This window comes from Sorangium sp. So ce295, from assembly GCF_051527405.1.
Lineage (GTDB): Bacteria > Myxococcota_A > Polyangia > Polyangiales > Polyangiaceae > Sorangium > Sorangium cellulosum_B.
This window is the reverse complement of record NZ_CP150324.1, coordinates 6074131-6099856: the sequence shown is the minus strand read 5'-3', so window position 1 is coordinate 6099856 and position 25726 is coordinate 6074131. Positions and strand designations below refer to the sequence as shown.

The window sequence follows — 25726 nt, the reverse complement described above, 5'->3', positions numbered from 1 at the left end:
GCCTCGATGTCGCCCGCGGCGAGCGCCGCTCCGGCCGGCGCTACCCGCCGCGGCGAACGCGCTCGGCGGCGAGGTCGATGACGCCGGCCGCGTCGGTCCCCGGCGCGCCGAGCAGGCGGCCGATGGTCTCGTGGGCGATGCGCGCCGCCTCGACGTCGCCCGCGGCGAGCGACGCCCTCATGCCTTCCGCGAGCTGGCCGAGCAGCACCGTCCGTGGGTCCGCCGGTTTCGTCCGCGATTCGTCCGGCTCACGAGGTTCCACGCACTTAGCCGCCGCGGTCTGCACCGACACCTCGCCGCCAGCATGCGGAAACCTACGTGATTCCTGCGGATCTCGACGTGTGTCCAGGGTTCGAATCCCGCTGGGGAGCCGGGTGTCGTTAGCGCTGCTCGTCGCGCACGGGGGACCCGAGATCAAATGAGGTGAGGCTCCGGGGGGAGCGCGCATGGGGGCCATGTCACTGCGGGCTCCTACTGCGCCTCCCGGTCCTCGGCCGAGCTCGCGGGGGCGGGGGGTTAACACCCGCGGCGAAACGTGACAGAGTCCACCCTGCCGAGCCACCGAACACGAACCTTCGCCCTTCCAGCAACCGCGCACATGGAACCTCATGAACATCATCGCCGATCGGTCCGCTCAGCGAGCGCCTCAGGGGGCGCCCTCCTGGTCGCGGGCCTCCTTCTGTGTGGCTGCGATGCCGCTTCGTCTACCCCGGGGGAGGGAGACACCGGACCGCGATGTGCTCCCGGCTCACTGTCGCTCGAAGGATCCATGTCCGGACAGGCTGTGCGAGAGTCCTATGCGTGGAGCTCCCTGGCTGGACGCGTGGAGAGCCTGCGCTTCGATTTCGGCGCTGGTGGTGAGCTGCATCTGTTCGGACGGGAGATGCTGCGAGAGGGCGTCGAGCTGAGCGCCGCTGGGTTGATCCGGATGCCCTCCGAGGGGTCGAGCCCTGATACGTGGTTCCATGATGCCGGCGGCTCGACTGTGATCCGGGACGAAGCTGGCTACAGGTTCTCCATGGCATCGCTGGTCAAGCTTGGCGCGTGCCCCGGTGAGCCCATCGCCGGTGAGATCGTTTACGAGTTCGAAGCGGATGTGCTCTCGGGGCCAATCGAGGGAGCGCCGAACGGCGACGGCCAGAACTCGAGCGAGTTCTCGTATGGCCCGGATGCGCATGGCGGCCATGTCTATTTCGATCTTGGTGGAGTGCTCCATGTCGAGGTCGACGGGAACGAGATCGTCAGCGGTTATCTCGTGATCCCGGGAGAGCGCCTCGGCACCCCGACGGTCTACTGTGTCGGAGGCGGCTCCTACAGCAAACGTGAAGACTCCGCTTTCCCTTTCCCCCGGGACGCAGTGTACGTGATGACGGATCTGTCCCGGCTCGGCGCGGGGGCGAGCATGGCTCCAGCCGCTGGTTCTCTGCAGGGATGCTACGACTTCACGAATCCATGAGCTGAAAGCGAGGCTCAGCGGTCGCGGCGCGTGTCCTCAGGAGATGGGGACCGCCGGCGAGCTCGGGCTCTCCGGCGACTCCTTGCACCGCGCCCATCACCCCGAGCTGCACCACCGCGACCTGTCGGGCTTCGCGCGGAGGACGATCGCCCCGAGATCCTCGGGTGTCGTGAGCTGCCCCTCGGCGATGAGCGTGGCGCCGATCTGCTGCGTCGGCGGGCTCGGCAGGTCGCCGATGCGGCCCGACGCGAACTGGACGTTCTGCGCGGCGATGGCGGCCGACACGTCGGCGGGCGAGAGCGCGAGCGCCGCGTTCAACGCACCGCGACGACCTCGTGCGTGAGCGGAATCTTCTACTCCGCGAGCGCGGCGTCGTCGGTCCGTTCCATCTCCGCAGCGCTGGTGGGTCTCGCAGGTTTCACGCGCTTGAAGGGCCGGATCCCGCCGGACGAGACGAGGCTGTACTCGGCGCCCCTCGCTGTCCCGGCTCTCGCCACGCGGCCGCGAGCGACGAGCGTGCGAAGCGTGACGTACACGCTCCCGTTCGGTAGCCCGCTGCGCGCGGCGATCTCCGTCGCCGTCCCTCGCACGAGGGATCGAACGGTTTCGAGCACCACAGCCTCCCGATCGCTCGTGGAGTCCCCCGTCGCGGTCATCGTGCCAGCCGTGGTTCGCTCCGCGCCGGATGCCGGTGCTGAGGTCCTCCTCGTGGACCGTGCCGCCGTCGAGGAGCTTGACGCTGCCGAGAGCGCGCCCTGCTTCCCGCTCCTTGTGGACGGTGCCGTCGTCGAGGAGCTTGACGTTGCCGAGAGCGCGCCCTGCTTCCCGCTCCTCGTGGACGGTGCCGCCGTCGAGGAGCTTGACGTTGCCGAGAGCGCGCCCTGCTTCCCGCTCCTCGTGGACGGTGCCGCCGTCGAGGAGCTCGACGCTGTCGAGAGCGCACCCTGCTTCCCGCTCCTCGTAGGCCTCGCCACGCTCCTTTGGGCGTGCGCGGGCCCCTTCCGGGGGGGCTTCGGCCCCTTCCGGGGCTTCGGACGGCGCTCCGAGGAGGCGTTCGCCGCTGGCCGTCCCAGATCGGCCAGCATCGTCGTCACAGTCCGGTGCGCTGCGGCGCGGTGCTCCTCCTGAACTCGTTCGACCAGGCTCAGGATGTCCTTTATAAAGCGGTCCACCCGCTCCTTGATCGCGTCAGAGGCGTTCATGGGGGGCGCCGTAATAGCACGAACGCTCCGACAGTCGAGAGCTTGCAAGCAAGCTGGGCCGGTCTGGGCAACCGGTGACGTCGCCTACGTGCGCAAGGAGCCGGATCCCGAAGGCCATCCGCGCGCGCCGCGCCGGCAAGTCTTCGGCACCCTCGAGCGCGCTCTCGGGTCAGGCCGCGCCGAGCGGACTCTCCAGGCGCGCGGGGACAAGCGTCCGGTCGAATGCCGCTGCCGCGCGCCTCCCGGCATCCGGTCACGCCATGGAGGTGAAGGGAGCGGGGAGGGCCTTCCGGGCATCCCCGGGGTGGCGGTCAGCATCGAGCGCACGCCATCGATGCGCCTCTTCACCTCGGCCGCTGTTCAGCGGACCTGGTGGTTTCTCCCCCGGAGGCTCGCTCCCCGCTGCGGCAATCCAGCGAGGCGACGTCATGGACACGCGTTCGGCGCGGCGGTGCAGTTGCCGAGCGCCGCGCACACATAGGAGCGCGCGCACGTCCTGGCGTCATCCGGGGAGTACGCCGCGACGTGCTGGGTCGACCTCCCGAAGGGACTGGTGACGCACATCGCGTACGTCCGCGCCGCCCCCGCCGGGGCTAGCTGAACCCCCTGGAGCACGGCCCTCGCGGCGGCGCATCCCAGCGCCTCCACTTCCGAGTCCGCGAAGACCACGAGCCCCGGGCCCGCGCAGCGCGTGTCCGACAATGCGGTGTTGAACGTATAGCGATTGGCCCCACGGCAATCGGTGAAGCTCGGTTCGCGCGTCTGGGTAGCGCCGCCGCGAACCCCGCTGGCATCGCTTCGTCCGTCCTCGGCCGAGCTGCCGCCGGCCGAAGGCGATCCGCTCGCGGGGGTCATGGTGAACAGCAAAAAGGCACTCCAGGCATGTAGCGCCGCTGGGAGCAATCTCATGGATCGTCTCTTGTCGTGACCGCCCGACCGAGCTCGTTCAGAAGTTGAGTGTTGGCAGGCAGCATGTTTGTTGGCATATCCCGTGCCACGCCGCAGGGCTCGCGTTTCGACGTCTTTCCCGCGGATGGAGGTCGCAACCAGGGGGCGCGTAGCCCTGTCCTCTTTGCTGATCACCGTGAGCATGACGCGTCCTTTTGCGCATTCGAGCAAGATCTTGATGTTGGCTCCGTCTTCCTTAGTCCCTAATTTCCGAGCTCGCAATGTCGTCCGGGCCGAAGGTGCCGGCAGTGACAGCGCCTTGAACGTCGCCATGGGAGTTCGTGGCGCGACGCCGGTGTCTGGCGCGGTCGAGGAGCTACCCCAGGATGCCGCAGGCGATCGACCTCTGCCGTTGACACCGCATGCGCAGTGCGAGAGGATGAGCCGACGCAGCGACCATGAGGGCATCCACAGGCCCAGGCGTGATCCCGCGCTCGAGCTCGGTGAACGGCGAGGTCGGTTTACCATGACCCATCCAGTAGACGACCCCCTGGACGCGGGCTTCATGCAGCTCGCCGTGGACGCCTCGAGCGACGCCCTGCGCGCCGGCAACATGCCGTTCGGCGCCGTGCTCGTGCAAGGCGGCCAGGTGATCCATGTGAGCTTCAACCAGCGGCGCACGGCGAACGCAGGGCAGGGGGACTGCACCGCGCATGCAGAGGTGGTGTTGATCCGCGAAGCAACGGCGGCGCACGGCCCGGAAGCGCTCGCGGGCGGCACCGTGTACGCCAGCGGGGAGCCTTGCGCCATGTGCTCGGGGGCGTTGTTCTGGGCGGGGGTGAGCCGCATCGTCTACGCCGCCAGCACGCCGGACATCATCGCGGTGCTCGGCGGGCCAGCGCTGCCGGTGCGCTGCCACGAGGTGCTGGCGCAGGCCTCGCCCGCCGTGCGCGTGGACGGGCCGATCCTGCGAGAGGCCGCCGTGGCGCTGCTGCGGAGCGCCGTGGAGCGGTCGTAGCCCGCTCCGCGCTCGACAGGCCATCATCCTGCCCGCTGTCCGCGCGGCGCCCCTGAGCGCATGCGCCTCGAGGTCATCCGCTCAGAATGCGATCGTGGAGTACGGGCAGCGCTTCTTGATCTCGTCCACATCGCACGCCTGAGGTGGCATGCAGTTGAACGAGGGCGGGCAGCTCGGGTCCTGCTCGCAGCCGCAGCCGCACTCGTTGGAGACGTAGGTCAGGCCTCCGGTGCAGGCGAAGTCGATGAGCGCGCACTCCTCCGGGCTGGTGCTCACGTACTGGCGCCACCACTCGCTCGACGGGTCGCATCCGCAATAACGCTCGGTGCACGCCACGCCCCCGCCGGCGGTGCAGGTGCAGGTGTTGCAGCCGTCGAGGGAGGGGAAGCTGTCGCCCTGCTCGTATCCCACGCCTCCGTAGGTGCAGGCCTCCAGACAGCCCTTCTCCGTGCATGCGACGCTGCCATCCCCGCCGCACGTGCAGGTGTTGCAGCCGTCGAGGGCCGGGAAGCTGTCGCCCGGCCTGTACTCCACGCCTCCATACGTGCAGCCCTCCGGGCAAGCCACGTCCGTGCACACGATTTCGCCGTCCGCGTTGCACGTGCAGCTGTTGCAGCCGTCGTCCGGTGGGACCGGCGCCCCCGCCGCGTAACCGATGCCGTCTCGTTCGCAGCCGTGACACCCGATCTTGGTACAGCCGACGCTCCCGGAGCCCGAGGGATCGCAGGTGCAGGTGTTGCACCCGTCGGACGCCGGGAACGACTCACCGGGCAGATAGGCGAGCCCGTCGTAAATGCAGCCGCCGGTGCACTCGATCAGCGTGCAGGCGACGTTCCCGTCCTCCATGCAGAAGCAGCTGTTGCACCCGTCCCCGGCAGGGAACGACTCGCCCTGCGCGTGCGTGACCCCTCCCCACGTGCACTCGGCGATGCACGCCATATCGGTGCAGGAGACGTTCCCGTCCTCCGAGCAGAAGCAGCTGTTGCACCCTTCCTTGTCACGAAATTCGTCGCCGGGGCTGTACTCGACGCCGTCGTACTCACAGGTCGTCCAGCCGAGCGGTCCGCAGCCCGCGAGCGCGCCGGAAAGGGCGATCGCGAGCGAGAACACGGGGCCGAGATGAAGCCACGTCGGTCGAAGGTCTGTCATTGGATTCGCTCCTGTGCCAAAGAGTGCCAGGGCCGCGCGTCGGGGGATCCCTAGAAAAGCGCGCGGTTTGATGCAAGACAGCGTTCTAGAAAAACTCGTGCCAGGAACGTCGAGGGCCACGCGTTCTGGCGCATACGCGAGTCCGTCGGCAAGAAGGAGGGCTTGTATTATAGCGGATGCTCGTCTAATATAACGGATATGACTCCTCCGCGTCCCCTTCCTCCTGGCCTGCTCCGCGCCGCGTGGCCTGCGGTCCTCCTGTTCGTCGTGCTGGTGTCGTGCGCCGCGGGGGGCTGCTCGCGCGACGACGCCTCGCGCGCCTCCGCCGCCGGATCGGAGGGCGAGTTCGAGACGCTCGAGCTCCGCTATCAGGGCAACAACGGCACCGTGTCGCCGATCGAGCTCGCCGAGGATCTCGGTTACCTCGCGCCGATCCGCCTGAATTTCATCGGCAGCACGGTGAGCGGCCCGCAGAGCGTGCAGGCCGTGGTCACCGGCGACACCGACTTCGGCGGTGCCTTCAACGGCGCCATCGTCAAGCTGATCGCGGCCAAGGCGCCCATCATCGCCGTCGCCGGCTACTACGGTGTCGACGAGCAACGCCAGAGCGGCTTCTACGTGCTGAACGACAGCCCTCTGCGCACGGCGCGCGATCTCCTGGACAAGACGATCTCCATGAACACGCTCGGCGCTCACAGCGAGTTCATGATCAAGGAGTTTCTGTCGCGTGGCCAGCTCGCGCCGGAGGAGGCCGGGCGCGTCACGCTGCTCGTCGTCCCCCCGGTGAACGGCGAGCAGCTGCTCCGCGAGAAGCAGGTCGACGTGGCGACGCTCGGCGACATCTACCGCGATCGCGCGATCGCGCGCGGCGGCATTCGCTCGCTGTTCTCGGACTATGAGCTCTACGGCAAGTTCACCGCGGGCAGCTACGTGATGAAGACGAGCTTCATCAAGCAAAACCCGAAGACCGCGCGGCGCTTCGTCGAGGCGACGGCCAAGGCCATCGAGTGGGCCCGGGACACCCCGCGCGAGACGGTGGTGGCGCGCTGCATCGCGCTGATGAAGAAGCGCGGCCGGAACGAGGAGGACTCGGCCATCAAGTTCTGGCGCAGCTACGGCGTCGCCGGCAAGGGGGGCCTGATCGCGGAGCGCGATTTCCAGGTCTGGATCGACTGGATGGTCAAGAGCGGCGAGCTCAAGCCGGGCGAGATCGCCCTGAGCCGCGTCTACACGAACGAGCTCAACCCCTACGCGAACGACCAGGCCGCGAAGTAGTCGTGGTCGGTCGCCCCCCTGGATGCGTCAGGGCAGCGCGCGGGGCTTCCAGAAACCTTCGAGCTTCTCCTCTCTCAGGGCTTGATCGAGGAAGCTGCGGTCGACCCAGGGCTCGAAGTCGAACGTCGTGCGGATCAGGCCCAGGCGCCTGGCATCGGCGATGCTCGCCTTGTAGCGAGCGACCACGTACGCGTCCACGAGCGGGCTGTCCCTGTCGCGCGCCGACTCGCCACCTCGAGTCCTCTGGATCCAGGAGGAGCATCGGGGGCGCCTCGTCCACCCCACAGGCCGCCTAGCGAGGCACCTCGCCGCGGATCACCTGCCGCACGGTCAGGACGGCGACGCGGCCCGCGTCGCGCTCCTCCGCGAGCCAGTCGAGGAGGGTGGAGAAGTCCTGTCTGGAGATGCTGTACGTGCCGCAGGCGTCACAGACGTGGTGGAAGATGAGCTGTATCCATCCGCCGTCCTGCTGCGCGCTGCGGATGAGAGCCTTGATCGTGGGGACGCCCTGGCTGCGGGTGAGCGATCCGGGCGCGCGGGTGGCGGTCGGGTCGGGGGGAGGGATGGACTCCGTCCGTGGGCACGAGATGCATGAGGCGAACGCGAGCCCGCCCGCGCGCCTTCCGCTGTCGTAACCGCAGGCGCGCACCAGCGCGGTGCTGACGCTGTCGTGAGCGCCCCAGGGGTAGGCGAAGTCGCTCACGGCGAAGCCAAGCGCGAGGAGGGCGCGGCGATCGTCGCAGATCTGCCGGCGCTGCTCGCTGGCGCTGAGCCCGGGCAGCCGCATGTGATTGACGGTGTGACCGCCGATCTCATGGCCGTCGGACGCGAGCGCGCGGAGCTGCGCGACCGTCAGGTAGCCGGGGCGGCCGAGCACACCGCTGTTCACGAAGAACGTGGCATGCATCCTGTGCTGGGCGAGGATGGATCGCACGGAGAGCTGATCCGCCAGCGTGTCGTCGAATTCGATGGACACGACAAGGGCGCCCGGGTGACGCCCGGTCACGTGGACCGGGGAGAGGAGGACGGCGGCAAGGCACGCCACGACGAACGCCAGCGCCGCCTGCCGTCGGCGCGTCGCGGGGCGCCGCGCACAGCCGCTCTCCGTGGGCACGATCTCCACGGAACACGTCGCCGTATCATCGACCGTGCCCGGGCCTCCGGCGCCCTTCCGGGAAGACCAGCGCGCTCTGCGCCTTCCAGGAACGCCTGGAGATGCTCCCGGGACCGCGCGCGGCGGCGAGCGGCTGCGGCGCCGAGGCATAGGCCAGTATGCCCATGCCTCGAGCCGGCGACCTCGGATATGACAGCCGCGTGCATCGGGTGATGTGACCACGGACGGCGAGCCGGGAAGACGAGGGGCGGCGCTGTCTCGCGCTTCCGAGGACGTGGCCCGAGCACCGGATGGCGGTCTTGAACCCACCGGACAGAGGTGCTGACCAATGACGTACGGACGAACGAGTTTACCGAAGCTGATTCTGGTGCTGGGAGCGCTCGGCATCTCCCTCTGGGGCTGCGGTGGTGACAGCGATGGGACCACCAGCGCCGGCGGCGACGGCGGCGGCCCCGCCGCGGGCGCCAGCACGAGCAGCAGCTCGGGCAGCGGGAGCGTGTCGGCGGGCACGACGGGCTCGACCAGCAGCAGCACCGGCAGCGATGGCGCCAGCACGAGCGGCGCCGGCGGCGACGGCGGCGGAGGCGGCCCCGCCGCGGGCGCCAGCACGAGCAGCGCGGGTGGCGGCGCCAGCACGAGCAGCGCGGGTGGCGGCGCCAGCACGAGCGGCGCGGGCGGCGGCGAGCCCATCACCTGCCCGTCGACCGCGCTGAGGGCCGGCGACACGAACAAGACGATCACGGTCGGCGGCTCGAACCGCAGCTATGTCCTGCATGTCCCTGCCGCGTACGACGGCAGCAAGCCGGTGCCTCTCGTGGTGGACCTCCACCCCCTCGGCGGCTCTGGCCCGTCGGAGCGATCGGGCTCGCCGTATCCGGCGCAGACCGACCCGGAGGGCGTGATCATGGCCTTCCCGTCAGGGCTCGCCGGCCCCTCGGGCGGCGCCTGGAACGTGGGGCCCTGCTGCGTGAAGAACACCGACGACGTGGCCTTCGTCAAGGCGATGGTGGCCCAGATCCAGGAGACCGCCTGCATCGACCCCAAGCGCATCTACGCGGTCGGCTTCTCGATGGGAGGTGGAATGTCCCACTACCTCGCTTGCCACGCGGCCGATACGTTCGCCGCCGTGGCGCCCGCCGCCTTCGATCTCCTGCAGGAGAACATCGCCGATTGCAAGCCGTCGCGCCCCATCACCGTGATCTCGTTCCGCAGCACCGGGGATCCGATCGTGCCTTACGCCGGTGGATACTCCGCGGTGGTGAGCGGCATGCCCATCACGTTCCTCGGGGCGAAATCGACCCTCGAGAAGTGGGGCCAGATCAACAAGTGCACGGGCTCGCCATCGGCCGAAGACAGCAAGGGCTGCTCGACCTTCTCGAACTGCGAGGGCGGCGTCGAAGTGGCCCTCTGCACGAAGCAGGGAGGGGGCCACGACTACGGCAACGCCGCGGTCGGCTGGCCGGTCCTGAAGCGGCACACCATGCCGTAGCCTCTTCCTGACGCGCGCTCTGCGTGCTCGACGCGGCGCGTCCCCCCACTCCCGTGCACGGCGTCCCTCGATCGTCGCCGTCCTGCCCACACCCGCCTCCACGCTCGAGCGACTCCGCTGACATCGAGGTGCGACCCGCTGTGGGATGCGATGACGCTGCGCATCCCACAGCGCGGTCTGTCGGCCTGCAGCGCCATCAGAAGAATCTGCTGCCGATGCGCGAATACCGCGTGATCGTAGCTGCGGCGTGACACGCGAACTCGCGCGTTGGTGGCCGACGCCTTGATCGTTCGACGTGGCGAGTGATACTTTGGGAGCCTGCCTCCCGAGCGGTTTCGTCGTCCAGCGGGAGGCGTCAACGAGCTTCCCATGAAGGTCAGCGGAACCACAATCCTGACGCGGAAAACCTTGGTGAGCCGGAGATTCGGCTCGGAAGCGTGGCGCGGCCTCTTTCGCGACATGGCGCTGAGCCACCCGTGGTTCAGGCAGCCGATCACGGCCAGCAGCCTGGTTCCGCTGCCCGAGTTCCTCACGTTCCACGACGAGCTCGTGCGGCGCTTCTATCCGGACCGCAAGGACGCCCTCTTCGAGCTCGGGGCCGAGTCGGCGCGCTGGGCGCTCGTCGATGGCCCGCTGAAGCGCTTCGTCCGAGATCCGGGGATGTCCTCGCTGGTCACGGCCATTCCCACCCTCTGGCATCGTTACTTTTCCGAGACCGACAGCCGCTCCGAAGCGGCGCTGCGGGACGCCGGCGTCGAATTTCGAGTTCACGACCTCCCGGCCTGGCACCCGTATTTCGAGCATTTCGTGATCGGGTACACGAAGGAGATGCTGGAGCTCTATTGCGCCAACCCGATCTGGACCCATCGCCTCGCCGGGGGGCGCGGGACGACGTACAACTACCTGCTCGCCACCGATCCCGTTCCGAGCGCTCCTCCGAGCGGAGAGCGCGCCGGCGGCGGGTGCGCTCGGCCCGTCCGAGCACGAAGGGCGCTCACGGCGCGCGAGCTGGAGGTGCTGCGGCTCGTCGGGGTCGGCAAGACCAACCGCGAGATCGCCGTTGTCCTCGACATCTCCCAGAAGACCGTGCAGCACCACATCGCCCACGCCTACGACAAGCTCGGCATCTATAGCCGCGCCGGGGCGACGCTGTGGCTGGGCGAGCGGGGGCTCCTGGGCTGAGGGGCGACGCGAGCGCGCGCCCGCGCAGGCCGCGCTGCGGGGGCAGGTCGCGCCAGCCCTCGCTCACGTTGCGCAGCTTTCGCCCGATCCGGGCGGCCCCTGACGCCGCAGCCGGGCGTGCCCGCCGTGGAAACCGCGCCGCCCGACGTGTGGCCTGACTCCTGCCAAGGGGACTGTGCCCCCGCGGCGCTGCGACCGTCGGCTCGACGTCTCATCGCACGTAGGTCGCGTCGAGTTGACTCTCATGCTCGCCGACCGATCGACAGGGGGATGACAGGGATCACGCGCCGCGCTCGCGCTCGGCGCAAGGCGCCCTTTCTCTCCAGGGGAAAGGCTCGTGCACGGTCATCGCTTTGCCGGGAGCGGCGAGGCGACATTGGAGGAAACATCATGAACGTTCAGGCTTGGTTCAAGGCCAGTCGCATGGCATCCGTCGTCTGGCTCGCGCTCGCCATGGCCCCGCTCGCCGGGGGCTGTCAGGTGGAGGTGGCCGACGATGCGCCCGAATCGATCGACTCCGAGTCGAGTGAGGTGAGGGGAGGCGGCGGGCACCAGGGCGGCGTCTGCGGCGGCCTCGCCGGGATCGCGTGCGAGCGCGGCTCCTTCTGTGACTACGACATCAAGGCGCAGTGCGGCGCGGGCGATCAGACGGGCGTCTGCGCGCCCATCCCGCAGGCGTGCACCCAGGTGTACAATCCCGTTTGCGGCTGCGACGGCAAGACGTACAGCAATGCATGCTTCGCGAACGCGGCAGGCGTCTCCGTCGCGTCGCCCGGCAAGTGCGGCGCGCCCTCGTGATCGCGCGCCGCGGGGGGCCTGACGTGCCGCGTCCCCCCGCGGCGTCGACTCGATAGCTCTCGCCGTCCTCCCGCGTCGATGTCGACTTACCTCGCTCTCCCAGGGGAGCGGAGAGGCCTGCGCGATCGCCGCGGGAGGGCGCGCGGCGCGCCTGCGCCGCCCTCCTCCAACGTGGAAATCTCCGCTGCATCATGAATGGAAGAATCCACCGCGATCGATGCGGAAAGTTCCACCTCACGCCAGCCCTGCGCCTCGGGCCGATCTGGCCGATGACGGCATGCCGCACGCTTCTGGCGCGAGGTTTCGTCACACGATCGATCCAGAATTGACATAATATCGCCCCGAAACGCGAGCTGAGGAGCGATCGATGACCTTGAGAATTCTTCGTTGCCTGTTGCCTGTCGCCACGCTGGCGGCCGCGCCTCTCGTGGGCTGCGGCTCGTCCGACGACCCCGGCGCGACCGGGGCGGGCGCCGGCGCGAGCAGCAGCACCGGGGGGCAGGGCGCGGGAGGCGACGGCGCAGGGGGCGACGGCGGGGCGGGCGGCGTCCCCACGGAGCCGCCGGACTACGCCGCCGCGTTCCCGCAGGACCGGGTTGCCCGCATCGACATCACCATCACGCCCGAGCAGTGGCAGCAGATGGTCGACGACATGACGGACATGGCCGGCGAGTTCGGCTCGCAGGGCGGTCCCTTCGCGCCGCCTCCGGAGTGGGTCACGGCCTGCGATGGCCTCGTGGCCGGCGACGCCTGCACGATAGACCTCTTCGGGGCCGCCACCGAGGGAGCGTGCACGGAGCTCCCCGGCGGCCTGACCTGCCAGCCGCCCCCGCAGGAGCCCGGGGAATTCGTGCCGCCGCCGGACTGGATCGCCGCCTGCGAGGGGCTGGCGGCGGACGCCGACTGCACGATCGACATCTTCGGGACCGCCACCGAGGGGGTGTGCACCGACGTCGAGGGCGAGCTGACCTGCATGCCGCCCGGCCCTGGGGGCGGCGATCCGGGGCTCATCAGCAGCGTCGAGCTGCTCCCGCGCACGCCGGTCTACGTCGAGTGCGACGTCGCCACCGAAGATCGGCAGTGGAAGCACGTCGGCGTCCGCTTCAAGGGCAACTCGAGCCTGCTCCTGCCCTGGAACGCGGGCAACTGGAAGCTGCCGCTGCGCCTCAACTTCGACCGATTCGAGGACGAGTATCCCGAGACCAAGAACCAGCGCTTCTACGGGTTCGACTCGATGTCGTTCGCGAGCGGGTACCTGGATCCCTCGCTCCTGCGCGAGAAGATCGGCACCGACATCTTCGCCAAGGCGGGGATCCCTGCGCCCGCGACCGCGTTCTACCGGGTCTTCGTCGATCACGGGGAAGGGCCCGTCTATTTCGGGCTGTACACCGGCATCGAGCTCCCGTCGGACGAGTCGTTCCTCGACACCCATTTCGGCGGCCACAAGGGCAACCTCTACAAGCCCGATGGCACCGGCGCGCGGTGGGAGACGTGGGACCCCGACACCATCGTCAAGGAGAACAACGAGGACGACACCGATCTCTCGGACGCGCGGGCGCTGTTCGACGCGCTGCACGCCGACAGGACCGACGCCGCCGCGTGGCGCGCGGGGCTCGAGGCGCGCTTCGACGTCGACGGCTTCCTGCACTGGTTCGCGCTGAACGCGGTGATCGAGGACTGGGACGTGTACGGCCGCCTGCCGCACAACTACTATCTCTACGCCGACCCGAACAAGGGCGGGCAGTTCACGTGGATCCCCTGGGATCACACCTTCGCGTTCTCGGACGCCGACGCGGGCGTGACCATCGGGATGACGGCGCTGTCCCTCTCGATGGCCGAGGTGACCGAGCAATGGCCGCTCGTCCGGTTCCTGCTCGACGATCCGGTCTATCTCGATGTCTACCGCGGCTACGTGGCGCAGGCCGCCACCGAGGAGTACGAGGCGGCCGCCTCCGAGGCGTGGTTCAAGGCGGCGCACGACCTGATCGCGCCGTACGTCGTCGGGCCGGAGGGCGAGATCGAGGGGCACACGCACCTCACGACGCCCGAGGACTTCGAGAACGGACTCGCCACGCTGATCGCCCACGCCAAGGGACGGACAGCGGAGGTCGCCCTCTACCTCGAGCAGTGAGGGTCGAGCCGTCTCCGCACAGGGCGAAAGAGTCCTGTGCCACGGATAGCCGACCTGTCCCCGCGATCGCGGGCGCTGCACTTCGTGGGTCGCGTGGCCGACCCGTCGGCGTAGCGCCGCGAGGCCGCGCGTCCGGCGCGCGGGCGCGGCTCGCCCGGCGGTCGCCTCGCTCGGCGGGGCGCTCGCCTCCGCGCCCCGCCCGTCGAGCCTCCGGAACTCCCGGCCGATCAGGGGGATCACGAGCACGAAGATCGCGATGTCGATCGCGGCGTTCGCCCAGAACACCCCGCTCACCCCGGCGATCCTGGGCAAGAGCCACATCAGGGAGAGATAGAACACGAGCTGCCTCAGCAGGGCGAGCGCGCTCGCGAGCTTCGCCCGCTCCACGGAGGGGAAGAGCGCGAGCGCCATGAAGACCCACGGCATGACGGGCAGGGCGAGGACGGAGATTTGGAAGTCGAGCAGCTGCTGCGCCGCGAAGTCGAACCCCGGCAGCATGGAGCCGAGGACGACCTCAGCGGGCGTCTCTATCGCTCATGGCACGGTCGGCGCATGGTCTGAAAGAACGAACCACGCCTCGGCCGTCGCCGATTCCGGCGTCGAGGCGTCATCTCGAAGGGCTGCGCGGCTTTCGCCGACGCGCCGGGCGCCGCCGCGAGGCTGCCCCGAGGCGCTTTTGGATCGCCGCCTGCGTCTCGCGAGGCAGCGTCGCGATGTACTCCGCGGACAACGCGCGGAGCATCGCGTCCGGCAGGGCGAGCACCGCCTGCGCCTCGGTGAGCCCGGCGAGCCGCTGCTCGGGGGCGAGCCCGGCGAGCCGCTGCTCGGGGGCGAGCCCGGCGAGCCGCTGCTCGGGGGCGAGCCCGGCGAGCCGTTGCTCGGGGGCGAGCCCGGCGAGCCGCTGCTCGGGGGCGAGCCCGGCGAGCCGCTGCTCGGGGGCGAGCCCGGCGAGTAGCTGCTCGGGGGCGAGCCCGGCGAGCCGCTGCTTGGGCGGCACCCGTGCGACGAGGCGCTTGAGCACCTTCTCGAAGCTCTCGACCACCCGTTTTTCGTCCTTCATGTGCCGCTTCCTCTGCCCCGGGAGCGGACGTCGAAGCTGCTCGACATGCTCCAAGAGCGCCCAGAACACCGCGATCTCCGCAGGGGAGAGCGCCGGGATCCCGCCGGGGTCGGCGACCATCCCAGGCGTCACAGTGTACAGCAGATGGTCGCCCTCGCGAGCGTTCGCCGGCACCGTCTCCACCACCCGCAGCGGAAAGACGCAGAGCCGACCCTCGTGCGTGCCCGGTCCCGTGGGCGTGAGCGCGCAGCCGAGCGACCTGAGCGCCTCGACGAAGCGCGGGGTCAGGCGGGGCGCGAGCACGCGGAGGGCGACGGAGGCGGGGTCCTCAATCTCTGCAACGACGAGGTACTGCAGCGCGTAAGCGAGGAGCATGCGGGCGTCATCGCGTTCGAGCTCGTCGGTCGGCCCCTTGAAGTGCACCAAGGTGTGCTCGGCCAGCCCGCCCACGACGCTGGTGAGAAGGCTCGGTCTGGGCGGGGCGCCGCGCCGCCGGCGCCGAAGGATGACGAGGTCGACGCGGAGCGGCTCGCGCGCGAGCTGAAACTCCGAGATGCACTGATACCAGCCCGCGGGCAGCACGTGCTCGAGGAGCGCGACGAGCACCGGGTGCCATGCCGTGTACACGCGGACGCGACGGCGCCCCTGCGGGGAGCGCGTCCCGCTCTTCGTCGCCGTTCGCGCGGCTTTCGCCATGCGGAGCAGCGTTACCACGACCGCCGTCGACAGGCGAGCTCGTGGCGTGAAGCGGTGACGCCGGCGGCACAGCGCGGTCCCCCGACATTCATGGCTAACAGCACGATTACGTGACGCCCGGAGTCGTCGTTCCGGTAAAGGCATCCCAGGCCCGAATGTAAGCGCGCGCATCGGGTCCCAGATGAGAGACGACGCGCGCAACGGCGGCAGGGGCATCGACGCCGCGGGCGCAGATGGCCTCCAGGAGCCCCGTCGCGACCGCATCTGCCTCTGGGCCACTTCCTGACAGCGAACGCTCCACGAGCCGCGAAACCTCATCAAGCGTGGTGTCATCGAGGTCGGATTCAAGCTGGACAAGCGCACGACCGATGCGGCCGAAGACGACCGTCACAGGCGCCGAATCGGGCTCCCAGTAGGCGACGACCTCAGACACCGCTTCCCGCAGCTTCGGGTGGCAGGCGGCGAAATCCTGGTACGGGTTGAGCGAGTCGGCCATCAACGTTCTCCTGCTCTGAGAGGGCTCCCCTCGACGTTCAGGCGGTACGGGGCCGGGGAGAGCCTCGGTGACGAGGTCGTTGAGATTCCGATGGAGATATGTGCGGTCGGTCTTGGACCGTGGAGAGACATGAGCCCGTCGCTCGATGAAATGGCGTTCAGGGTGGCCCCGTCCAGCACCGTCGCCGCTGGGCTGTCGAGTGCGCCGCCCGGCCGTCGCACCCCTGTCCCATGAGCCGCCCCCATGGGGACGATACTACAGGGCTATGCCGCTTCTGTAAGGGCGATCTTCGTGTCGGCCGGGCGCGGTCGAGGCCGGTCCGACGGCGCCGAGGCGGCCTACAGCGGTTGCGCACGACGGCCTGAACGCCGCTGGCGCGCACGAGCAAAATATTGGCTTCTGGAAGGAAGCGCGCCAGCGCCGATCTCCGCATCTTCTCCCCCGTCTCCGGGGCAGGACGCCCCGCGATGCCATCGAGAGAGGAACCCCCCATGTCGAAGCTCATCCGCGCCGCCGCTTTCGCCTCGTTCACTGCCCTCGCCGCCTGCGCCTCGGAGGCCGCGGGCCCGGGCGTGCCCGTGGAGGGCCCCACCGGCGCGCCGGCCGCGCGGCTCGCCGCGTTCACGTCGGACGCCGCCGGCTTTGATACGCGCTCGTATTACTACGACACCGGGCGCGAGGTCGTCGTGTTCGACGCCCAGTTCACGGGAGCGTACTCCCGCGCGAGCGGCGTCACCGCGAAGACGTGGCAGTCGACGCGCTCCTCGCCCTGCGGGTCGCCGGAAGGCAGCGGCACCTGGGTGAGCCGCGGCGACAGGCACACTGTCCGCAGCGCGACGGGCGCCGCGGCGTGCGCGCGGTGCATGAAGTGGGCCGCGATGAACGCCGCGCGCTGCGGCGGCAGGATCCAGTGGGCGCTGCCGACCTCGAGGTGCAGGACGCCCGGGCTCGCGTAGAGCAGCTGGTGGTTGCGGTGCGCGTGCACGTCGCCGCTGAACGGCAGCACATCGTCGGCGAGCCCGAACGCGGGCAGGTCGACCGCATCGACGTCGACCTGCCCGCGCGGATGGTTCGGCGGGCGGGTGCTGCGCCGGGAGGACCAGCCGGGGGTGTGCACATCCTGATGTTCCCGCTCCGCGCGCTTCGAGGGTAGGATGGCGGAATGACGCGTGTGATCGTCGCCGGCGCTGTGGCGTGGACCAACCTGGATGCGATCCGGCGCGAGCTGGCGAAGCTCCCGGCAGGGGCGACCGTGATCCACGGCGACTCGCCGGGCGCGGACGCCCTCGCCGGGCGCGTCGCAGCCGAGCTGGGGCTCGACGTGGAGCCGATGGCGAAGAACAAGGCGGACTATGCGAAGTACAAGCGTGGTGCCTGGAAGGGGCTCAACGAGCGGATGCTTGCGAGCGGGGTAGTGCGGGTGCTGGTGTTTCATCCGGCGGTCGACAAGAGCCGCGGGTCGGGACACCTCGTCGGGCTGGCGAAGGCGGCTGGTGTCGAGGTGAGCGTGTTCGTGGAGTGAGGGGCACGGAGGGCGCGGCTGGCAGGAGCGCAACGGAGGAGAGGTTCCGGGACATGACAGCAGCTTGGCGACAGCACCCGAGGCTTGAGGGCCGCTTTCACGTCGACCACCCGGACGACCTGCAAGTCCTGGTTCACGACGGCGGGCCGCGGCTCACCGATCGCCGTCCGGAGCTTGTCTGGGTGCGCGTCACCGCATGCCACGGCGATGTCTTCACCGCCCGGTTGCTGAACCAACCGCACCAGAGGTCGTCCAGACGCGTGAAGGGCAAGACGTCTCATGTTTCCCGCCTCCCGCGATGACGCGAGGTCGCTGCTCGCGACCCTGGGCGCTCCGCCTCACTTGCTGCTGCACGTCGAGCTCGTCGGGGAAGCGGCGGATCTGCTCATCGTTCTCTTCCGCGAGCAGGGCATTCCGATCGACGAGGACTTTGTGCGGGTTGGCGTGGTGCTCCATGACGCCGGCAAGATCGAGCACCCTCGAGAGCTCACGGGGCCTGGCAACGAGCACGAACCCGCAGGCGAGCGAATGCTCCTCGCGGCTTCCGTCACGCCGGCGCTCGCGAGGGTGTGTCTGTCGCACGCGCGCTGGCAGCAGATGGCCTCTACACTGGAGGAGCTCATCATCGCCCTGGCCGACAAGCTCTGGAAGGGAGTGCGCGCGCCGGATCTGGAGGAACGAGTGCTTCTGGAAGCCGCGGCGCGCGGCGGCCGTGATCGCTGGGGCCTGTTCATCCCCTTCGACTCTTGCTTCGAGAGGATCGCTGAACGAGGGCACTTGCGACTGGAACGTAGCTGGCACACGCGCTGACTCCCGGATAGATCCGCCGGCGCCTCTCGCCGCGGCTCAGCCGAGCGTTCGGAGGGCACCGCGACCTGGGGCGACCATGATGGCAGACATCAGAGATGCCGCTGGCGATTCACGAGGAAGAAGGATGACGTCATGATCACATTTGCGGTCTCGGACGTAAAGCGTTGCGAAAGCGGACGACCCTCCATCACGCTCGAAGAGTCGCTTCAAATCCGGTCGGAGCGGGGTTTCGAAGCCGCCGCGTGCAACCTGCCCGGTCTGATTCAGTCGAGAGCTCACGGGTTCGTCGAGGCAGTTTACCTGGCCTTCTATTGGCACTACCCGCTCGTCTTGTCGCCGGACGACGTCTGGCTCTGTCTCGCGCAGGGGTTCGCGACGCATGTCAAGCTCCACGCCGAGGCGCTGCGCTGCCGGTTCGTGAGCCACGACGACAGGCTCACCATCTCCGTACGTCGCGACGATTTCGTCAAGGGCTCTCCCTCGAATGACTGGCCGGCAATGTTCTCCGAGCTGTCTGGTCGCATCGGGGAGCATGTCGGCAAGACGAGGGAGCTCGTCGTGGCGGACTTCTCGACGACCGGTGCCATCGAACGAGCCGCGTCCGAGGTCGTGCTCTTCGACGCCATGCAGCGATATTTCGATTACTTGGCCGTCTCGCTCAGCGGCATCCCAGAGATCACGCTCCTCGGGACGGTGGACGACTGGCTGTCGATCCGGAGAAGAGCCGACATGTTCAGCGAGTTCGATCTGACTGGCTGGACGGCGACGCTGTTGCCCGTGCTGGACCGGATCGTGCGGACCGCGCGCGGCGACGTGGATCGCGCCTTCTGGCAGTCCTTCTACAAGCAAAAAAACCAGTCTGGTGGACCCTATGTGAACGGCTGGATCAACGTTCTCTTCCCCTATGTCGAGGGGCAGGGTGCTGGGACAAATAGGCGCGAACCGTCCCCGAACCTGTATGCCATGCGCTGGGAAGAAGGTCTGAGCGCCGAGGTCGGCGGTGGCCCGGCCATGCACGACTTTCCGAAGGGGCTTTCTTCCGCCCCTTTCACGTGGGAATACCTGGGAGCCAAGATTCCCATGGTCTTCATGGGCGGCTTCACGGGCGTCTCGCAGGACGCGACCACCGGGGCCGTCAGGCCGGCGATCGGCTGGGCGATCGGCGAGCGATGACGATGGGTGATGGCCTGGCACCATGAGCATCTACGTCACACGCTGGATCCTGCGGTTCCCTCGCCACGGTGACGCTCATACCGGATGCGGTTGGATCGATGTTCATGGGCAAGCCATTCCCGAGCATTGCGGCCCTGTGCGCTCGCCAGCGGGTCCGGTTCGTCGGAGACGCGCGCGGGTCAGCGCGCGGCCATGCCGGGAAAGCCCGCCGAATGCACGGTGCGGGTCCCCTCGATCCCCTTCAGATCGACGTGCGAGGCGCGCGGCGGCGTCCAGCCCTCATCGGTGAGCAGACCGACGAGCTCGGCGTCGGCGGCGAGCGGCGCGGAGACGGTGAGCTCGCCGCCTGCCGAGACGCCGAGCAGGCGCGCCGCCGTGTTCACGGTGCGGCCGAAGTAGTCGAGGCGCTGGTTCAGGTTGACGAGCAGCGCCGGGCCGCGGTGCATGCCCGCCCGGAGCACCAGGCGCTCGCCCTCGGGCCGGCCGGCGTTGTGGCCGAGCATCCCGCGCATGGCGGCGCTCAGCGCCGTCACCGCGGACCGCTCGTCCAGGAACGTGGCCATGACCGCGTCGCCGATGGTCTTGACCACCGCGCCGCCCCGAGCTTCGACGGCGCCGATCACGACGTCGAAGTGATCGCGCACCAGGTTGTACGCGGGGGCGTCGCCGATCCGCTCGTACAGCCGCGTGGAGCCGCACAGATCCGTGAAGACGACGAGGACCGATCGGACCGTCAGCCGCTCCCGCGCCGACAGCACCATGCCGCCGAAGTAGCGCCGGTACTCCGGCACGTGGAGCAGCTCGAGCCCGCTGAGGCGCCGCGGCAGGCTGGCCGGATCGAGCTCGTCCTTCAGGACATCGTGATGAACGATGAAGCCGCACTGCGGCCAGCCGACGTTGGTGAGCGCGATCTTGAGCGGTCCGGGCCGCACCGCCAGCTCCGTCACGTCATAGCGGGGTCCCGCGAGCTGCGAGATCGCGACGACCTGCACCTCGTCCGTGGGCTCACCCTCGACGCGAAGGATGCCCTTGGCGCGGGTCAAGGGGCAGAAGTAGCGGTAGCGGCCCGCGGGGAGCACCTCGGTCGCCGCCGCGGTCTCGCCGAGCGCGGCGGTGATGCCATAGCGGGGGTGGAGCGCCGACGGCGGCTGGCAAACGGGGGGGAAACCGAGGTCCTCGATGGAGCGGCCGAGCGAGAACGTCACCTCGACGCGCGCCGCGATGTCGACGTCGAAGGAGTACTCGCACATCGGGCAGAACGAGACGGCGGTGGCCGTGGCGAGGTCGTCGATCGCCTCGGCCAGCATGTTGCAATGGCTGCAGTGGACGTCCCAGTGCATGTCGAAGAGGCCAGTCTGGGTGCCGTGCAGCAGGACGCGGATGACCGCGTGCGCGTCGAGCGCGGTGTCCGCCGCGACCACGTGGGGGTTGATACGGTAGCGACGGATCAGCGGCGCGTCGTGGAGCCATCGCTCGACCGCGTCGATCTCGCCTGCGTTCACGGGGTGCTGCTGCCTGAGCCGCTCGAACAGGGTCTTCAGACGGTGGGTATCCATGGCTGCTCCCCGAGCATGCGCATGTCTCGTACGCGGCGGGAAGCGCCACGTGCGTGCCCGGCCGCGCCGCTCCCCCACGTTCCCACGAGGGCTCCAGCAGCGCGGCTGTCGCACAGGACCTTATCGCGCCTACAGCGTCAGCTCCGCCCTCGCGGTCGAGTCCCCGATCTCGCGGGTCACCCGGAAGCCGAGCTTCTGCGCCACGCGCTGCATCTCCACGTTCTCGGCCAGGATGTCGGCGCTGATGCGGGAGAGCCCCTCGTCGCGGCCGATCTGGACGAGGAGGCCCAGCAGCCGGGAACCGAGCCCCTGCCTCTGGTGCTCGTCGCTGATCAGCAGGGCGAACTCCGCGTCGCGCGTGCCTGGCAGCTTGCTCAGCCGGCCGACGCCGATGATCTGCCGCTGCGCGCCGCCCGCGGGCGGCTTCTCGACGACGAGCGCCATCTCGCGGTCGTAGTCCGCGAAGCAGACGCGCGTCAGCCGCTCGTGCGCGGTGCGCAGGTCGAGCTGCATCGGGTAGAAATACCGGAGCCGCACGGTCCGCTCGGACAGCTTCTTGTGGAACTCGACCATCTGCGGCTCGTCCTCGGGGCGGATGGGCCGAATCGTGAACGACGCCTGCCCGTCCTTGCTCTTGAGCTCCGTCACATACTGGGTGGGATACTCGCGGATCGCCGACCGGGGGAGCGCGGACTCCGGCGTGTCCGGCGGGTGCAGGACGACGCGGGCGTCGAGGGCGATGGCCCCCTCCGCGTTCACGGAGAGCGGGTTGATGTCGATCTCGCTTATCCATCGCTGCTCGATCACGAGCTGCGAGAACCTCACGAGCAGGTGCTCGAGCATCGTGAGGTCCACCGGCTTGCGGCCGCGCACGCCTTGGAGCGCGCGGTAGATCCTCGTCTGCTCCATCATGCGCCGCGCCAGCGTCGCGTTGAGCGGCGGCAGGCCGAGCGAGCGGTCCTTGAAGATCTCGACGAGCTGCCCGCCGGCCCCGAACAGGAGCACCGGGCCGAACTGCGGATCGACCGAGCTGCCGAGGATGATCTCGTAGGCGTCCTTCAGCGAGATCATCGGCTGGACCGTCACGCCCTGGAAGTGCTGCGCGCCGGCCAGGCGCGAGACGCTCTCCTGGATCTCCTCGAACGCCCTGCGTACGGCGTCATCGTCGCGCAGACCGAGCTTCACGCCGCCCACGTCGGTCTTGTGGGTGATCGTCGCGCTGTACAGCTTGAGGACGGCCGGATACCCCATCTCCCTGGCCATGGCGATGGCCTCGTCCGCGCTCCTCGCGACGGCCGTCGGCACCGTCGGGATGCCGTACGCCGCCATGAGCTGCTTCGACTCCACCTCATCCAGGAGCGTCCGGCCCGACGCGCGGACGCCGGCGATGAGCTCCCTGGCCCTCTCGCGATCGACGTTCAGCGCCCGCTCGTCCGTGCTCGGCGTCTCGTACAGGGCGCGGAGGGCGTACGCGTAACGGAACATCGAGCAGAACGAGCGAGCGGCGGTGTCGGGGTACTCGAACGTCGGGACCCCGGCGCGGTTCAAGATGGCTTTGCCCGCCTCCACCTCCACGCCGCCCATCCAGCTGGCGAGGACGGGCTTGCCGTCGACGTGCGCGTGCTTGCGCAGCGCCTCGGCGGTCTGGGTCGGCTCGGTCATGTCCTGCGGCGTGAGGATGACGAGCACGCCGTCGTTGTTCGGGTCCTTCGCGCAGATCTCCAGGGCCTTCGCGTAGCGGTCTTCGCCGGCGTCGCCGAGCACGTCGACCGGGTTGTTGCGGCTCCACGCGGCGGGGAGGAAGCCGCTCAGCTCGCCCAGGGTCTCCGGCGAGAGCGGCGCCAGCTCGCCGCCGTTCGCGACGAGCGCGTCCGCCGCCAGCACGCCCGGGCCGCCGGCGTTGGTGACGATGCACAGCCGATTGCCGCGGGGCCGCGGCTGCTTGGCCAGCGTCTCGGCCATGGAGAACAGGTCCGCGATGTCGTTCACGCGCAGCACGCCCACGCGCCGGAACGCCGCGTCGAGCACCTCGTCCGAGCCGGTGAGCGAGCCGGTGTGCGAGGCGGCCGCCTTCGCCGCCGCCTCGCTGCGGCCTGGCTTGATCACGATGATCGGCTTGGTGAGCGCCACCTCGCGGGCGGCCGACAGGAACGCTCGCGCGTCGCGCGGGTCGCCGATCGACTCCATGTAGATGAGGATGCTGCTCGTCTTGGGGTCGTTGCCGAGGTGGTCGATCAGGTCGCCCCAGCCGACGTCGAGCATCGAGCCGACGCTGACGAACGCGCTGAAGCCGACCTGCTCCTTGAGGCTCCAGTCGAGCACCGCGGTGCAGAGCGCGCCGGACTGGCTGATGAACGCGACCTTGCCCGGCCGCGCCTGCCCCTTCGCGAACGTCGCGTTGAGCCCGCCGATCGGGTTCATGACGCCCAGGCAGTTCGGGCCGATGATGCGCATCTTCCCGCGGGCGCGATCCATGATCTGCCGCTCGAGCTGGACGCCCGGGGGGCCCATCTCCTTGAACCCCGCCGAGATGATGATCGCGCCGGGGACGCCGGCGTCCACGCATTCGCCGATGAGGCCCGGCACGCTCCCGGCGGGCGTGACGAGGACCGCGAGATCCACCTTCGCCGGCACGGCCGCGATGCTCGGATAGGCCTTGATGCCGAGGACGCTCTGCCGCTTCGGGTTCACCGGATAGACGGTGCCGCCGAACGGGTTGCTGATCAGGTTCCAGAGGAGCGTGCGGCCGACGGCGCCGCTGTTCTCGGTCGCGCCGATGACCGCGACGTTCCGCGGCCTGAAGATGGGGTCGAGGCTCTGAGGCTCCTGACGAAGGACATCGTGGGCACGGTCGGTCATGGGTACGGAGTCAGCCATGAAGCTCCTCGAGGGTGGATGGGGCGAACGCACCAGGGGCCGTTGCGCCGGAACGACGATGGCCGTCGTGCCACACGGCCGGCCTTGGCGCATGGGGAGTCTCTGCGAACACAGCAGGGGGCACGTTCCGTGCCCTGAACGCAGATTGCCAGGCCGCGCAGCGCCTTGATACCCTGCGCCGGCGCCATGATCCGCTCTCGACTTTTTCTCTTCGGGCTCCTCGGTCTGTGTTCGATCGCCTGCGAGGGCGCTGGGACGGCGGACGACACAAGCGCCGAGGCGTCCAGCGGCGCCTCGACGGCCGGCGCCTCGACGGCCGGCGCTTCGACCAGCGGCGGATCGACCGGCGGCGGGTCGACGAGCGGCGCGGCTTCGGGCGGCGGCGGGTCGACCAGCAGCGCGGCGTCGGGCGGCGCGGGAGAGGGCGGCGCCGGCGCGGCCGGCGGCGGCGGCGAGGGCACCGGCGCGAGCCAGGGCGGCGGCGGCGCGGGCCCGGTCGACCTCCCAGCCGGCGTGAGCGCGCTGTTCCCCGCGCCGGGCGCCCGGGGGCTGTGCCCGGATCCGCCGCTCCGCATCACGTTCCCCGGCGCTCCGAAGCTGGGCAGCGCGGGCGCCGTTCGCGTGTTCAACGCCGCCCGGCCGGGCGCGGCGGTCGCGACGGTCGACATGGCCTCGATGACCGTGAGCGCCACGATCGGCGGCAGGACGTTCAACGTACCTCGCCCGGCGTACGTGGACGGCAACGATGCTGTCGTGTCCTTGCCGTCGCGCGCGCTCGACTACGGCCAGTCCTACTACGTCACGGTCGACCCCGGCGCCATCGTCCCCCCGGGGGGCGGCTCGTTCGCTATCGCGGACGCGACGGCGTGGCGCTTCGACACGGCGGACGCAGGCCCGTCGAGCGTCTCGTCGCTCGATGTTGCGCTCGACGGCTCCGGCGACTTCTGCTCGGTGCAAGGCGCGCTCGACGCGGTCCCGGCGAACAACAGGGACAGCGTGCTCATCACCGTTCAGCGCGGGACCCACCACGGGGTCGTCTACTTCGAGGGCAAACACAAGATCACGCTGCGCGGGGCCGATCGCAAAGGCACGGTCCTCTCGGGTACGAACAACAACAACCTGAACCCGAGCACCAGGGGGCGCGCGCTCGTCGGCGCCGACAAGGTGAGCGACCTCATCATCGAGAACCTCACCATCCACAACCTGACGCCGCAGGGCGGCTCCCAGGCGGAGGCGCTGCGACTCCAGGACTGTGACAGGTGCGTCGTGCGTGACGCCGACATCCTGAGCCTCCAGGACACGCTGCTCTGGTCCGGGCGCCTCTACGCGGACAACTGCACGATCTCAGGCAACGTCGACTTCGTGTGGGGCACGGGCGCGGCGTATTTCAACCGGTGCGAGATCAAGACGGTCGGTCGATCCGGCTACATCGTGCAGGCGCGCAACGGCGACGCCGGCTACGGCTATGTCTTCGTCGACTCGCGCATCACGAGCGACGCGGGCATCACGGGGAACACGCTGGCGAGGATCGACGTGAGCCAGTATCCGGCGAGCCACGTCGCGTACGTCAACTGCACGCTCGGCAGCCACATCTCGCGGGCGGGGTGGACGATCACGGGCGGGTCTCCTCCGCGCACCCTCCGCTTCTGGGAGTACCAGAGCCGGGACGCGGATGGACGCCTCATCGACACCAGCGGGCGTGTCGCCGGATCGACGCAGATCTCCGCGCAGCAAGCGGCGATGATGCGCGATCCAGCGGTCGTGCTCGGCGGCTGGGTCCCTCCGAACTGAGCCGGCCGCGCGGCGCATCGAACCCTGAGCTCTGCGCGGGATG

At 69.5% G+C, this 25726-nt stretch carries 24 protein-coding genes; 12 read left to right on the top strand and 12 right to left on the bottom strand.

The window, feature by feature from the left end; genetic code table 11:
• Nucleotides 1-40 precede the first annotated feature (40 nt).
• Nucleotides 41-262 carry a hypothetical protein gene (locus WMF11_RS23035; RefSeq protein WP_437978928.1) on the bottom strand — a complete coding sequence of 74 codons (222 nt, stop codon included), beginning with the start codon at nt 260-262 and terminating at the stop codon, nt 41-43.
• A 561-nt stretch (nt 263-823) separates the two neighbouring features.
• Between WMF11_RS23035 and WMF11_RS23030 the strand changes: the two genes are divergently transcribed.
• The gene (locus WMF11_RS23030) at nt 824-1456 is read left to right on the top strand and encodes a hypothetical protein (protein WP_437910598.1); all 633 of its coding nucleotides are present in this window, start codon (nt 824-826) and stop codon (nt 1454-1456) included.
• Nucleotides 1457-1552: 96 nt separating this feature from the next.
• Here the strand turns inward: WMF11_RS23030 and WMF11_RS23025 are convergent, their stop codons facing one another.
• Complete coding sequence (locus WMF11_RS23025; protein ID WP_437978927.1) at nt 1553-1774, bottom strand: hypothetical protein; 222 nt, start codon at nt 1772-1774, stop codon at nt 1553-1555.
• 35 nt (nt 1775-1809) lie between these two features.
• Nucleotides 1810-2046 carry a helix-turn-helix domain-containing protein gene (locus tag WMF11_RS23020; protein WP_437979333.1) on the bottom strand — a complete coding sequence of 79 codons (237 nt, stop codon included), beginning with the start codon at nt 2044-2046 and terminating at the stop codon, nt 1810-1812.
• On the opposite strand from WMF11_RS23020, the gene WMF11_RS23015 reads away from it, so the two are divergent.
• The gene (locus tag WMF11_RS23015) at nt 1982-2584 is read left to right on the top strand and encodes a hypothetical protein (protein WP_437979439.1); all 603 of its coding nucleotides are present in this window, start codon (nt 1982-1984) and stop codon (nt 2582-2584) included. The genes WMF11_RS23020 and WMF11_RS23015 overlap by 65 nt on opposite strands.
• Before the next feature lie 500 nt (nt 2585-3084).
• Here WMF11_RS23015 and WMF11_RS23010 read toward each other — a convergent pair whose 3' ends face one another.
• The gene (locus WMF11_RS23010; RefSeq protein ID WP_437910595.1) at nt 3085-3360 is read right to left on the bottom strand and encodes a hypothetical protein; all 276 of its coding nucleotides are present in this window, start codon (nt 3358-3360) and stop codon (nt 3085-3087) included.
• 712 nt (nt 3361-4072) lie between these two features.
• Between WMF11_RS23010 and WMF11_RS23005 the strand changes: the two genes are divergently transcribed.
• Nucleotides 4073-4564, top strand: a complete 492-nt coding sequence (locus WMF11_RS23005) for a nucleoside deaminase (protein WP_437554846.1) — start codon at nt 4073-4075, stop codon at nt 4562-4564.
• Nucleotides 4565-4645: 81 nt separating this feature from the next.
• Here the strand turns inward: WMF11_RS23005 and WMF11_RS23000 are convergent, their stop codons facing one another.
• Complete coding sequence (locus WMF11_RS23000) at nt 4646-5713, bottom strand: hypothetical protein (RefSeq protein ID WP_437978926.1); 1068 nt, start codon at nt 5711-5713, stop codon at nt 4646-4648.
• Between the two features lie 198 nt (nt 5714-5911).
• Between WMF11_RS23000 and WMF11_RS22995 the strand changes: the two genes are divergently transcribed.
• Nucleotides 5912-6988, top strand: a complete 1077-nt coding sequence (locus WMF11_RS22995) for an ABC transporter substrate-binding protein (RefSeq protein WP_437978925.1) — start codon at nt 5912-5914, stop codon at nt 6986-6988.
• 27 nt (nt 6989-7015) lie between these two features.
• Here the strand turns inward: WMF11_RS22995 and WMF11_RS22990 are convergent, their stop codons facing one another.
• Together WMF11_RS22990 and WMF11_RS22985 are read right to left on the bottom strand one after the other, a co-directional pair.
• Nucleotides 7016-7186: a hypothetical protein gene (locus WMF11_RS22990; RefSeq protein ID WP_437978924.1), complete on the bottom strand. Its 171-nt coding sequence runs from the start codon at nt 7184-7186 to the stop codon at nt 7016-7018.
• A 94-nt stretch (nt 7187-7280) separates the two neighbouring features.
• Nucleotides 7281-8102: a polysaccharide deacetylase family protein gene (locus WMF11_RS22985; RefSeq protein WP_437910592.1), complete on the bottom strand. Its 822-nt coding sequence runs from the start codon at nt 8100-8102 to the stop codon at nt 7281-7283.
• Nucleotides 8103-8430: 328 nt separating this feature from the next.
• Here WMF11_RS22985 and WMF11_RS22980 point away from each other — a divergent pair, with 328 nt between their 5' ends.
• From WMF11_RS22980 to WMF11_RS22965, 4 genes are all read left to right on the top strand, one after another.
• Nucleotides 8431-9591, top strand: a complete 1161-nt coding sequence (locus tag WMF11_RS22980; protein WP_437910591.1) for an alpha/beta hydrolase family esterase — start codon at nt 8431-8433, stop codon at nt 9589-9591.
• Nucleotides 9592-10002: 411 nt separating this feature from the next.
• Entirely contained in the window at nt 10003-10773 is a 771-nt protein-coding gene (locus WMF11_RS22975) for a response regulator transcription factor (protein WP_437910590.1), read from the top strand.
• Nucleotides 10774-11163: 390 nt separating this feature from the next.
• On the top strand, nt 11164-11571 hold the full coding sequence (locus WMF11_RS22970) for a Kazal-type serine protease inhibitor family protein (protein ID WP_437910589.1): 408 nt from the start codon (nt 11164-11166) through the stop codon (nt 11569-11571).
• Nucleotides 11572-11938: 367 nt separating this feature from the next.
• Nucleotides 11939-13702, top strand: a complete 1764-nt coding sequence (locus WMF11_RS22965; protein ID WP_437978923.1) for a CotH kinase family protein — start codon at nt 11939-11941, stop codon at nt 13700-13702.
• Nucleotides 13703-14309: 607 nt separating this feature from the next.
• Here WMF11_RS22965 and WMF11_RS22960 read toward each other — a convergent pair.
• The 3 genes from WMF11_RS22960 to WMF11_RS22950 form a co-directional block, all read right to left on the bottom strand.
• A complete protein-coding gene (locus tag WMF11_RS22960; protein ID WP_437978922.1) occupies nt 14310-15458 on the bottom strand; it encodes a hypothetical protein in 1149 nt (382 codons plus the stop codon).
• A gap of 106 nt (nt 15459-15564) precedes the next feature.
• Complete coding sequence (locus tag WMF11_RS22955; protein ID WP_437910586.1) at nt 15565-15954, bottom strand: hypothetical protein; 390 nt, start codon at nt 15952-15954, stop codon at nt 15565-15567.
• A gap of 661 nt (nt 15955-16615) precedes the next feature.
• Nucleotides 16616-17071, bottom strand: a complete 456-nt coding sequence (locus tag WMF11_RS22950; protein WP_437910585.1) for a hypothetical protein — start codon at nt 17069-17071, stop codon at nt 16616-16618.
• Between the two features lie 45 nt (nt 17072-17116).
• Between WMF11_RS22950 and WMF11_RS22945 the strand changes: the two genes are divergently transcribed.
• From WMF11_RS22945 to WMF11_RS22935, 3 genes are all read left to right on the top strand, one after another.
• Nucleotides 17117-17476 (top strand): SLOG family protein, encoded by a 360-nt coding sequence (locus WMF11_RS22945; protein ID WP_437910584.1) that lies wholly within the window; start codon nt 17117-17119, stop codon nt 17474-17476.
• A 342-nt stretch (nt 17477-17818) separates the two neighbouring features.
• On the top strand, nt 17819-18286 hold the full coding sequence (locus tag WMF11_RS22940; RefSeq protein ID WP_437978921.1) for an HD domain-containing protein: 468 nt from the start codon (nt 17819-17821) through the stop codon (nt 18284-18286).
• 132 nt (nt 18287-18418) lie between these two features.
• A complete protein-coding gene (locus tag WMF11_RS22935; protein ID WP_437978920.1) occupies nt 18419-19459 on the top strand; it encodes a DUF4419 domain-containing protein in 1041 nt (346 codons plus the stop codon).
• Between the two features lie 179 nt (nt 19460-19638).
• Here the strand turns inward: WMF11_RS22935 and WMF11_RS22930 are convergent, their stop codons facing one another.
• Nucleotides 19639-21015, bottom strand: a complete 1377-nt coding sequence (locus tag WMF11_RS22930; protein WP_437978919.1) for a DUF5939 domain-containing protein — start codon at nt 21013-21015, stop codon at nt 19639-19641.
• 129 nt (nt 21016-21144) lie between these two features.
• Nucleotides 21145-23892: a bifunctional acetate--CoA ligase family protein/GNAT family N-acetyltransferase gene (locus WMF11_RS22925; protein ID WP_437978918.1), complete on the bottom strand. Its 2748-nt coding sequence runs from the start codon at nt 23890-23892 to the stop codon at nt 21145-21147.
• 186 nt (nt 23893-24078) lie between these two features.
• On the opposite strand from WMF11_RS22925, the gene WMF11_RS22920 reads away from it, so the two are divergent.
• Entirely contained in the window at nt 24079-25683 is a 1605-nt protein-coding gene (locus WMF11_RS22920; RefSeq protein WP_437978917.1) for a pectinesterase family protein, read from the top strand.
• The last annotated feature ends 43 nt before the right edge of the window (nt 25684-25726 follow it).

Coding starts and splice junctions, on each gene's coding strand:
- WMF11_RS23005 (WP_437554846.1), top strand. CDS start 4,073: ATGACCCATCCAGTAGACGACCCCCTGGACGCGGGCTTCATGCAGCTC.
- WMF11_RS23000 (WP_437978926.1), bottom strand. CDS start 5,713: ATGACAGACCTTCGACCGACGTGGCTTCATCTCGGCCCCGTGTTCTCG.
- WMF11_RS22995 (WP_437978925.1), top strand. CDS start 5,912: ATGACTCCTCCGCGTCCCCTTCCTCCTGGCCTGCTCCGCGCCGCGTGG.
- WMF11_RS22980 (WP_437910591.1), top strand. CDS start 8,431: ATGACGTACGGACGAACGAGTTTACCGAAGCTGATTCTGGTGCTGGGA.
- WMF11_RS22970 (WP_437910589.1), top strand. CDS start 11,164: ATGAACGTTCAGGCTTGGTTCAAGGCCAGTCGCATGGCATCCGTCGTC.
- WMF11_RS22965 (WP_437978923.1), top strand. CDS start 11,939: ATGACCTTGAGAATTCTTCGTTGCCTGTTGCCTGTCGCCACGCTGGCG.
- WMF11_RS22960 (WP_437978922.1), bottom strand. CDS start 15,458: ATGGCGAAAGCCGCGCGAACGGCGACGAAGAGCGGGACGCGCTCCCCG.
- WMF11_RS22955 (WP_437910586.1), bottom strand. CDS start 15,954: ATGGCCGACTCGCTCAACCCGTACCAGGATTTCGCCGCCTGCCACCCG.
- WMF11_RS22945 (WP_437910584.1), top strand. CDS start 17,117: ATGACGCGTGTGATCGTCGCCGGCGCTGTGGCGTGGACCAACCTGGAT.
- WMF11_RS22935 (WP_437978920.1), top strand. CDS start 18,419: ATGATCACATTTGCGGTCTCGGACGTAAAGCGTTGCGAAAGCGGACGA.
- WMF11_RS22930 (WP_437978919.1), bottom strand. CDS start 21,015: ATGGATACCCACCGTCTGAAGACCCTGTTCGAGCGGCTCAGGCAGCAG.
- WMF11_RS22925 (WP_437978918.1), bottom strand. CDS start 23,892: ATGGCTGACTCCGTACCCATGACCGACCGTGCCCACGATGTCCTTCGT.
- WMF11_RS22920 (WP_437978917.1), top strand. CDS start 24,079: ATGATCCGCTCTCGACTTTTTCTCTTCGGGCTCCTCGGTCTGTGTTCG.